Annotated in this window: 4 protein-coding genes; 3 read left to right on the plus strand and 1 reads right to left on the minus strand. The window is 71.8% G+C overall.

Translation table 11 applies throughout. The features are described from left to right. Both ACWGE1_RS40670 and ACWGE1_RS40675 read left to right on the plus strand, forming a co-directional pair. Window positions 1–95 (plus strand): adenosylhomocysteinase (locus ACWGE1_RS40670; protein WP_383577983.1); only part of this gene is annotated, 95 nt, incomplete at its 5' end. A gap of 130 nt (window positions 96–225) precedes the next feature. Next, the gene (locus ACWGE1_RS40675) at window positions 226–846 is read left to right on the plus strand and encodes a hypothetical protein (protein ID WP_453425508.1); all 621 of its coding nucleotides are present in this window, start codon (window positions 226–228) and stop codon (window positions 844–846) included. Window positions 847–848: 2 nt separating this feature from the next. Here the strand turns inward: ACWGE1_RS40675 and ACWGE1_RS40680 are convergent, their stop codons facing one another. After that, window positions 849–1,775, minus strand: coding sequence for an RDD family protein (locus ACWGE1_RS40680; RefSeq protein ID WP_453425506.1), 927 nt, complete (start codon window positions 1,773–1,775; stop codon window positions 849–851). A gap of 112 nt (window positions 1,776–1,887) precedes the next feature. On the opposite strand from ACWGE1_RS40680, the gene ACWGE1_RS40685 reads away from it, so the two are divergent. Next, on the plus strand, window positions 1,888–2,895 hold the full coding sequence (locus ACWGE1_RS40685; RefSeq protein WP_453425507.1) for a stage II sporulation protein M: 1,008 nt from the start codon (window positions 1,888–1,890) through the stop codon (window positions 2,893–2,895). Window positions 2,896–3,193: the final 298 nt, after the last annotated feature.

A 3,193-nucleotide genomic window follows, 5' to 3' on the forward strand; every position in this document is an offset into this window, starting at 1 on the left:
TCGGCGTCAGGCTCACCACCCTGCGCCCGGAGCAGGCCGCCTACATCGGCGTCCAGGTCGAGGGCCCGTACAAGCCGGACCACTACCGCTACTGATCAACCCCTGATCAATCCCTGATCAGCCTCTGATCAGCGGCGGCAGAACGTGAAGCAGGCCCCCGGCACCCGTGCCGGGGGCCTGCCCCACATCTCCCCAACCTCCCCCGATCCAAGAAGAGTGCGCACCATGCCCCGCGGCCGCTACTCGCTCCACGACCCGCACGACCACACCCCCCTCGGCGAGGAGCACTTCCACTGCGCCCCCGGCCCCTCCGGCTGGCGCTACGTCTCCCAGCTCACCGGCCCGGGCGGGGACCACCGCGGTTCCGTGGACCTGGCCATCGACGAGCTGGGCCGCCCCATCCGCATGGAGGTCAACGCCGCGAGCTGGCAGGTGCGCGGCGCCGCCATCGACGGCGTCACCTGGGTCCGTACCGACCCGACCGGCACCGAGGCCACCGAGGGCAACATCGCCGCCCCCGGCTTCACCGGCACCTCCCCGGCCTTCCTCATCGCCACCTCCCGGCTGCTGCGCCTGACCCCCGGCGCCCCGGCCACCCGCGTCCGGCTCCTCGCCCTGACCGATCCGGTCCTGGCACCCCGTACGGTCGACCAGGCCTGGGCCCTGCTCGCCCGCGAGGAACACCCCACGGACAGCGGCCCGCTCCTGGTGGACGAGTACCGGGTCAGCGCGCTGGACACGGGCGAGGTCCACACCGTCCACATCGCCGGGGACGTGGTCCTCTCGGCGCCCGGCATCGAACTCGAACACCTGGAGACGCCGCCCTCGGCCTTCGAGGAGCAGTGAGCTCAGGCGGGGGGCGCGAACCCGCCGGCGCGCGGAGGCTCCACGGGCGCCGCGTGCGCCGTGGGTGTCACGGGCATCACGGGCGCCGGAGCCACCGGGGCAACAGGTGCCACGACAGGCACGGGCCCCGCTGCCGGCCCCGCGACCGGCACGGGCGCGTACCCGGAGCCGGCAGCCGCGGCCGGCCGGAGCGCCCGGGCTGCATCCCGCGACTGCCGCTCGTGCACCACGGCCATCAGGAACGCGGCGGCCGGCACCCCCGCCGGCGGCGGAGCCCCGGTACGCGCCACCAGGTCGTCCGCGAGCCGGCCCGCCATGGCTGCGCCCACCTGCGGATCCAGCTGGTCCATCCGCGTCAGGTACTGGCGGATCGCCAGCCACAGCCCGTCCGGCACCGCCGACAGATCCAGCCCGGTGAACCGTCCGGCCAGCCACGGCGGCGGCGCGGGCACCGGCATCACCCGCGCACCCGGCACCCGCTCGCGGACCACGAGCGTCCCGGCGAACACGTCCCCGAGCCGCCGCCCCCGCGCCGACGCCAGCGAGGCGATGCACGCCACCGACCCGAAGGTCAGGATCAGCTCAACGATCCCCATGGCCCCGCGCACCAGGGCGTGCCGGAACCTGATCGGCCCGCCGTCGTCCCGTACGACCCGCAGCCCGCAGGCGAGCTTGCCGAGCGAACGCCCGTGGGACAGCGTCTCCACCGCGATCGGCACTCCCACCAGGAGCAACAGGAAGCCCGCCACCGACACGGCCGCCCGGGCGGCCTCGTCCAGCGAGGCGGTCGCCATCGTCAGCCCGACGGAGACGAGTACGTATCCGGTGACGTACACCGCCAGGTCCAGGATGATCGCCAGCCCGCGGCTCGGCAGCCGCGCCGGCCTCAACCCCAGGACGACAGCGTCCCCCGTCACCAGATCGCTCACCACAGCACCTCTCATGTGACCTGCCCCGCCCCAACGGCATCCAGTCTGCCAAGCTGACCACACTAGGAATAGGCAGAGGCCAGGGGACCTGGGACAGGGGAGCGGCAACCGGATGGATCTCGACGTCTTCGTGACCGCACACCGTGCGGAGTGGGACCGCCTGGAGCAGCTCCTGGGCCGCGGCAGCAAGCTCACCGGCGAGGAGGCCGACGAACTCGTCGCGCTCTACCAGCGCACCTCGACCCATCTTTCGCAGATCCAGTCCAGCGCCCCGGACCCGATGCTCACCGGCCGGCTGACCCAGCTGGTCGCCCGCGCCCGCGCCACGGTGACGGGCACCCGCCGGGCCGGCTGGCGCGACGCCGCCCTCTTCTTCACGGTGGGCTTCCCGGCCGCGGTCTACCGCAGCCGGCGCTGGTGGATACCGACCGCCCTGCTCTCCACGGCGCTCGGTGTGCTCATCGGCTGGTGGATAGCCACGCACCCGGAGGTCCAGGGTGCCATCGCGGCCCCCGACGACCTGAAGGCGCTCACGCAGCCGGGCGGCGAGTACGAGACGTACTACTCCAGCCACCCCGCGGGCTCCTTCGCCGCCAAGGTCTGGACGAACAATGCCCAGGCGGCGGCGATCTGCCTGGTCCTGGGCGCGTTCCTGGGGATACCGGTGCTCTGGATCCTCTTCCTGAACATGGTCAACCTCGGCATCGGCATCGGCCTGATGGCCTCCGCCGGCCGGCTGGACGTCTTCCTCGGCCTGATCCTCCCGCACGGCCTGCTCGAACTGACGGCGGTCTTCGTGGCCGCGGGCACGGGCCTGCGCCTGGGCTGGACCGTCATCGACCCGGGCCCGCGCACCCGCCGCACGGCCCTCGCGGAACAGGGCCGCACAGCCCTCGGCATGGCCATCGGCCTGGCGGTGGTCCTGTTCATCTCGGGCCTCATCGAAGGCTTCGTGACCCCGTCGGGCCTCCCGACCTGGGCCCGCATCACGATCGGCGTCGCGGCCGAGGTCGCCTTCCTCCTCTACGTCTACGTCCTGGGCGGCAGGGCCGCGCGTGCCGGCGAGGTGGGAGACGTGGAGGCCGCCGACCGGACGGCGACGCTCCCGACCGCGGCCTGATGTGCGTACAAGCCCGTTGAGCTGCTAGTCTCCTCGTCGTCCCGCGAAGACCGTTGACACGGAGCCCGTGGGGAGGTAGATTCGAACGGTTGCCTCGAACTGGACAAGTTCGGCAGCGATGGTTTAAACTCTCTCTCACCCCTAAAAACAGGAATTGAATTCCAGTGGGGTACAGCCGACTCCTCACTCAGGAATCCGAAGCCGGGAAATCCGGTGGAGAACTTCTGATAGAGTCGGAACCGCCGGAAAGGGAAAGCGCGAAAGCGAAAACCTGGAAAGCACCGAGGAAGTCGGACAC

This window comes from Streptomyces sp. NPDC054932 (assembly GCF_053610205.1).

Excerpts from the sequence above, each read along its gene's own strand:
- ACWGE1_RS40675 (WP_453425508.1), top strand. The coding sequence starts at position 226 with ATGCCCCGCGGCCGCTACTCGCTCCACGACCCGCACGACCACACCCCC.
- ACWGE1_RS40685 (WP_453425507.1), top strand. The coding sequence starts at position 1,888 with ATGGATCTCGACGTCTTCGTGACCGCACACCGTGCGGAGTGGGACCGC.